This window comes from Microcoleus sp. N9_A2, assembly GCF_036701775.1.
Taxonomy (GTDB): Bacteria; Cyanobacteriota; Cyanobacteriia; order Cyanobacteriales; family Microcoleaceae; genus Microcoleus.
In genome coordinates this window covers 78,282-84,870 of record NZ_JAUBRH010000016.1, presented here as the reverse complement: position 1 = coordinate 84,870, position 6,589 = coordinate 78,282, and the positions used below count along the sequence as shown (strand labels likewise).

Annotated in this window: 3 protein-coding genes; all 3 read left to right on the top strand. The window is 44.6% G+C overall.

Translation table 11 applies throughout. The features are described from left to right. A partial coding sequence (locus QUA44_RS12770) for a S8 family serine peptidase (RefSeq protein WP_333309706.1) occupies nt 1-4,848 on the top strand: 4,848 nt, incomplete at its 5' end. A gap of 13 nt (nt 4,849-4,861) precedes the next feature. Continuing rightward, a complete protein-coding gene (locus QUA44_RS12765) occupies nt 4,862-5,161 on the top strand; it encodes a hypothetical protein (RefSeq protein WP_333251604.1) in 300 nt (99 codons plus the stop codon). Nucleotides 5,162-5,851: 690 nt separating this feature from the next. Then, entirely contained in the window at nt 5,852-6,583 is a 732-nt protein-coding gene (locus tag QUA44_RS12760; RefSeq protein ID WP_333309704.1) for a hypothetical protein, read from the top strand. Nucleotides 6,584-6,589 lie beyond the last annotated feature (6 nt).

Below are 6,589 nucleotides of genomic sequence, written 5' to 3'. Positions count from 1 at the left end.
CCAAATCCTGCTGATCCAAAAACAGATTCTCCCGCAGTAGAAACTGAAAATCCGACAATTTCCGAAAATCCCAATTCCGATCCGAATTCTGCTGAGATAAAAACGGAAAATTCCTCTGCCACAGAAACTGAAAATCCGACAATTTCTGAAATTCCCAATTCTGATCCAAATCCTGCTGATCCAAAAACAGATTCTCCCGCAGTAGAAACTGAAAATCCGACAATTTCCGAAAATCCCAATTCCGATCCGAATTCTGCTGAGATAAAAACGGAAAATTCCTCTGCCACAGAAACTGAAAATCCGACAATTTCTGAAAATCCCAATTCTGATCCAAATCCTGCTGATCCAAAAACAGATTCTCCCGCAGTAGAAACTGAAAATCCGACAATTTCCGAAAATCCCAATTCCGATCCGAATTCTGCTGAGATAAAAACGGAAAATTCCTCTGCCACAGAAACTGAAAATCCGACAATTTCTGAAAATCCCAATTCTGATCCAAATCCTGCTGATCCAAAAACGGAAAATTCCTCAGCGGGAGAAACCGAAAACCCCACAATTTCCGAAAATATCATCTCAACTATCTCAGAAAACACTCAACCAGCGATCGCAGTTGTCAACTCAATCGACTTCATCACAGGTGACAAAATCGAAACACCCGTCTTTTTCCAACCCGACAAACCAGAAATATCGGCAATACCCGCAGAATTCACAGACATTCTCACTGGGGAAATTGAAAACATCTCCCCAACTCTTATCGATACCCCCGAAATAGCCAGCCAAACTCCTGAAAATTTCCCGCTAATTTCTCCCGAAGAAATTTCCCAACTGTGGGAAAGCCTCAACAGCATATTAGCCCAACAATTCCCTAACATTCCCGAAACAGAATCCAGCCAAAATCATCAACCATCCGCATCAGAATATATAGTTACCGACGCCCAAACTATTATTCCCGAAATTGCAGTCACTGAAAATCATCACTCACAACAATCGGAAAATATCACCGCCGACAGCGACAATCAGCCACCAACAACCATCGATGAATATGTAAACCCCGACTTCGACTCCGAAAACATCGCCATTACTCCCGAAATACCATCCGAGGAAAACAATCAGCCAGACAATTCACTTCATATCATCGCTGACTCCGAAATCGCAACTGCAACTGACAGCGACTCCGAAACAACCATCAACGAATACACAATCACCGACACAGAAACCCAACCAGAAATAACCCCCAACCTCCCCCAACAAAACCAACCATTAATCGGCATCATCGACACCGGCTTCACAACCAACAATCCCAACATCAACTACAGCAAAATCATCCTCGGAAAAGACTTAATCGAGGGCGACAACAATCCCCTACTCCAACCAAACCAAGCAAACCAACACGGCGACACAATTTTAGAAATTATCAGCGACTCCGACAATCAAAGCGACATCAAAAAATCTCCTGCGATTTGGTTGGGACGAGCAACTGGCAGCGGCAACTGGCAGCAATCCCTGATAGAATTTGTAGACGCCGCCAAAGCTTCCAAACAACCCAATGCTGTCGTCAACCTCAGCTTCGACTTAACCCAAATCAATTCCGACGGCACGCAAACCACACGCTACCAACTGACACCAGAAGAAAAATCAGCACTTAAATACGCTCAAGATAACAACATTCTGATTGTAGCAGCGGCCGGTAATGAAGGAACTCTCGCATCAGCCCTCGGACAAGCCTCCACCGAATTCGACAACATTATCACAGTCGGAGCATCCGAAAACAACAATCGAGCCGCCTATTCCAGCTACGGAGGCGGTTTAGATATCCTAGCACCAACAAGCCTTACACAAACAGCAGAACAGTCAACAACCGAAACAAAACAAGGCACATCAATCGCTGCTGCTTTCGTTACAAATACCCTCTCCCAAATGTGGGCAGCAAACCCATCACTGAACCGCCAACAAATCAAAAACATCCTCCTAAAAACAGCAACAGACATCGACGTACCCTCATGGGACGAAAGGACAGGATACGGAATATTAAACCGCGAATTGGCAATTGCTACCGCCACAGAAACAATCCCCGCAATACCAGTATTAGCAGCCACCAAACAATTGACAAAATCGCTGATTGATGCCGATGCAAATGTCAGTAACTCTCCGAATAGTACAGCCAAACCCTCAGAAAGACCGACCGCAACCAACGCCCCAGGCACACCAAAAACTACCAGCACCTCAACCGGAGACTACAACTCTGGCACCAGCTCCTATACCACAGAATTAGCGCCATATACAACTACCTCTACCAGTAGTTCCAACGGCACAACCATCACCAACTCTCAAACCAATAGCAACTTCTCAAACACCGAATCAAGCTGGGATCAAAACGCCGTCAACACCAACAGCAAGGGCAACTCTTTTAACGAATACACCAGCGATTCCAGCACAAATGCTGCTACCTACACCAGCAAAAACTTTTCCCAAAACTCAGTAGAAAACACAAATCAATCGCAGCAAAACTACAGCCGAGTTAAATACGAAGGCACTCGCAACGACCAAAGCTCATATCTTCAAAAATCCCGCTCTTCTAGCAATTATACCAGTCCCGAACAAACTACAAACACCACTGCCGACAGTTACCGAAACAGTTTTTCCCAATCAGACAGTCAATACGGAACCGACTATGCAATTAATAACGGCAACCGCCAAGACGATTGGGGTTCAAAATCAACTTCAAACACTCACTATACTAGCAGCACCGGAAGTTCTCTCAACAACAGTTCAACTCAAATTCAAGGCAAAGCCGATTGGACGAATAGCAGCAATGGTAATAGTTCCATCAACACTCACAGCGGGGAAGAAAGCCAAGTAAATCGCTCGAACTATGAGAGTAGCAGTAGCAGCGGTTTTTACAAAAATGGCAACAGCAGCGACAACTATTCAGTAATCAATTCAACTTGGGACAACACTACAACTGACGGCAAAACAGTCGGCAGCAACAGCCGCGATACTTATTCAGAAGCCAATAGTAATTATCACAGCAGTTACGATGACGGCCAGTCAAAAAATACCAGCAATCGAGACAGTTACACCGTCAATCAATCTCAAGAAACCAACAGCAGCAACGGCCCCTCATACTGGCACAACAACCGCAATAACAATTATTCTGTAAGTCAAGGGAATGACACGCAAAGTTACAAAAACGGGCCGTCAACTAGCAGCCACAATCGGGATACTTATTCTGTCAGTAAGTCTAATTCTTCCAGCAGCAACAGTGAGGGGAAAGTTAGTTATAATTCCGAGCTTGAAAATTATTCAGAAAATCATGCTCAGTGGGAGAGCGAGTATAATGCTGATACTTATACTACTCAAAGTACCAGCGACGAATCGACAATAACCGCTACCAAAAGTAACAGCAGTACCGAGGGCAACAATTCCACCTCATCTAACAGTAGCGACACCTCCCGTACTTGGAATTCACAGACAGTTACAACTTATAAAGATGGCCAAAGAACAGAAAATGGCAGTTCGAGTTACGAGAAATGGTCGAGCGAAAGCACTTACGATAGTAACGGCGTAGCTAGTTCGGTGTCCAAGTATTCTAGCTGGAGTTCAAGTTACAGCAAGTATTATTTTAAGGGAGGTTACAGTTGGACGGAAACTGTGAGCGGTTACGACTCAGAATCGGTGACGAAAGGGGGTGTCTATACGAGTAATGGCAGCAGTTGGAGTTGGACTCGCAGCGGGACAGTATGGGATGATGGAAGGAATAGTTGGAGTGAAAGTTGGTCGAAATATAGTTGGAAAGATGGGGAGTATACGACGATTGAGTCCTCGTCAGCAGGGGGAGGGTTCGATGCTTCGGGGACGGGGGAGCAGGTTAATGATTTGCCCTCAATTGGGGAGGCGCCGCGGTTGAATAAGGCGCCGAAACAAGAGGTGCCGATTGATTTTCAGAAGTTGCCGAAGCCTAGTGATGATATTTGGCAGTTGCCGACTTTTATTGTTAAGGAGCCTGAGTTTAAAGATGTCTTTGCTAGTTATGAAGTTGATGCGCCTTCAGGTGGGAGTGGGAATGATTATTTAGCTAATAATCCGTCTGGTGGTTCTGGTGCTCCTGGTGGAAAATTACCTGAAAACAAACGTTCTGCACTGGCAGAAGTTATTCAACAATTGTTGAATTTTTTTAGACCTCTTGGGATGTTTGTTGCTGGCGCAGTATATCAGTATCTACGTAATATCGGAGATTCAACTAAATGGTTATTCCAGGTCTTCAACCCTTACTGGGATGGACAAGAACAAGATGTGGAACGAGGGCTTAAAGGGCTTCCCGACTACAATTATTTTTGGTGGGGACAACGGTTAGGAGATGGGGCAGCAATTGTCACAGGAATTTTGGAAATCATAGCAGGCGGTGGTGCTGCCGCGGGAGGTGGATTTTTATGTATAGCAGGATTCACTTGCATCGGAGGTGCTCCCGCCATAGTAGCAGGTGTAGCTTTGGGACTACACGGAACAACTACGTTGGTGGCTGGTCTAAGAAATATAGTTCAGGAACTTGGAGTATTATATTCTCAAGGAACAGGCGGTACAGGGAGTCAACTTTACCAAAAGATGACAACACCTCAATTGGAGAAAGCCCGAAACTCCTATCAAGACCTAATCCAAGAACACGAGAAAAAGCTCAATGACTACATAGCAAATCCCGATGCTTATGATAACGATGGCAGGCTTAAAAACGCACCAAATCCACAAATAAGGGAACAAATTATACAGGGGCGTATTAATGCACTTCAAAAACAAATCAAGAAGCAAAGAGATGAGTTAATCAAAATAGAACAAGAACTTAATCGCAGATAGAGAGGATAAATCGATGAATGTGACGGTTGGTGAACTACGGATATTGTTTGATAAACTCATGAATAAAATGGAACAAGAGGGCATTATATCATTAGATATTAATGATATAGATTACTATTGGATAGTTTCGTCTGATGAATGGACAAACTTTGAAACTGATGTTAGTCTAGATGTAGGTTCACTGATAGATGATTGGAAAAGCCTGCAAAAAGTTATATCCGAAGAACATATCCCCACATATGTTGATTTCGATCGCCTCGCCTCAATATTAAGAGCTGTAGCGGAGACGATTGTCCCACTAAAAGAGGGATAATATGACAAGCTCAAATAATCGACGTGGCGGGCGATTAGTTTTGTTCGCTCGAATGATTATCTATAGCTTTACAAAGAAGGGTGATAGTATTTCTCTGGATTACGAGAGATCGTAATTTTCTCTGGCGGGCGGAGGGAATCTGAGGGGATCGCACTTTGATATTAATGGCGATCGGATTTTTCGAGATTAGGGCGATCGCTCTTTTCTCAACTACGGCCGATCGTCCTTTCTTAAATTAGGGGCGAGCGCGCTTTTCCCTTACCTGCGATCGCATTTTCTTAAATGACGGGAGCTCGCACTTTCTAAAATTACGAGGAAATTACGGGCGATCGCACACGGGATAGTAAGGGTGTAGCTAGTTCGGTTTCCAAGTATTCTAGTTGGAGTGAGAGTTATAGCAAGTCTTATTTTAAGGGAGGTTACAGTTGGACGGAAACTGTGAGCGGTTACGACTCAGAATCGGTGACGAAAGGGGGTGTCTCGACGAGTAATGGCAGCAGTTGGAGTTGGACTCGGAGCGGGACAGTATGGGATGATGGTCGAAATGATTGGAGTGAAAGTTGGTCGAAATATAGTTGGAAGGATGGGGAGTATGCGCCAGGTGAATCGGAGGTAACGAGGGGGTCATTTGACCCAGAAGGAACACAGACCCAGACGAATAATTTGCCGGAATTTGGGGAAGCGCCGCGGTTGAATAAGGCGCCGAAACAACAGGTGCCACCGGATTTACAGAAGCCTCCGAAGCCGAGTGATGATATTTGGCAATTACCGACTGTGATTTTTAAGGAGCCTCAGTTTAAAGAGGTCTTTGGTAGTAGTGGCTCAGATTCTGCTTCGGGTGGAAGTGGGAATGATGATGTAGCCAATAATCCGTCTGGTGGAGGTAATCCGTATGACGACGATCCATGCTATAAACTCTTACAGGAAATTGTAGCTCTTGGTAAAGAGTTGAAAAAACGCTACGACGATTTGCGTTTAGACGATCAGGATCTTTATAATCGGCGTCGTGAAATGACCGATCCTCCCGTCTCGCGAATTCCTCCCTTATCGGGTCGTCGGACTACTGTGACTGGCGATCCTGGTTCTTGGGAGGGACACAAAGCCAAATACATAAAAGATCAAGAAAGGTTACAAAAATTGATCCAGGAGTTTCAAGACAATGACGATTGTGATGATGACAATGATCCGTTTAATTTCAGCCTGGAGAAGGAGTATATTGAAGCAGTCGAATATTCAGAAAAAGCACCTCCTGAAAAGCCAGATATCAGAAACAAAAGTAACTTGCTGGCACGGGCAATTGAGCTTGGCGCAGAGGTAATAGACGGTGTTTTATGGGTAGGAGCAGGGGTAGGAGGAGCTGTTCTGATCGGATTAGAAATAATTGCAAGGTTTCTGGGGTTAGATTTACGTTTGAAGCCGTGACAAACA

Coding starts and splice junctions, on each gene's coding strand:
- QUA44_RS12765 (WP_333251604.1), top strand. CDS start 4,862: ATGAATGTGACGGTTGGTGAACTACGGATATTGTTTGATAAACTCATG.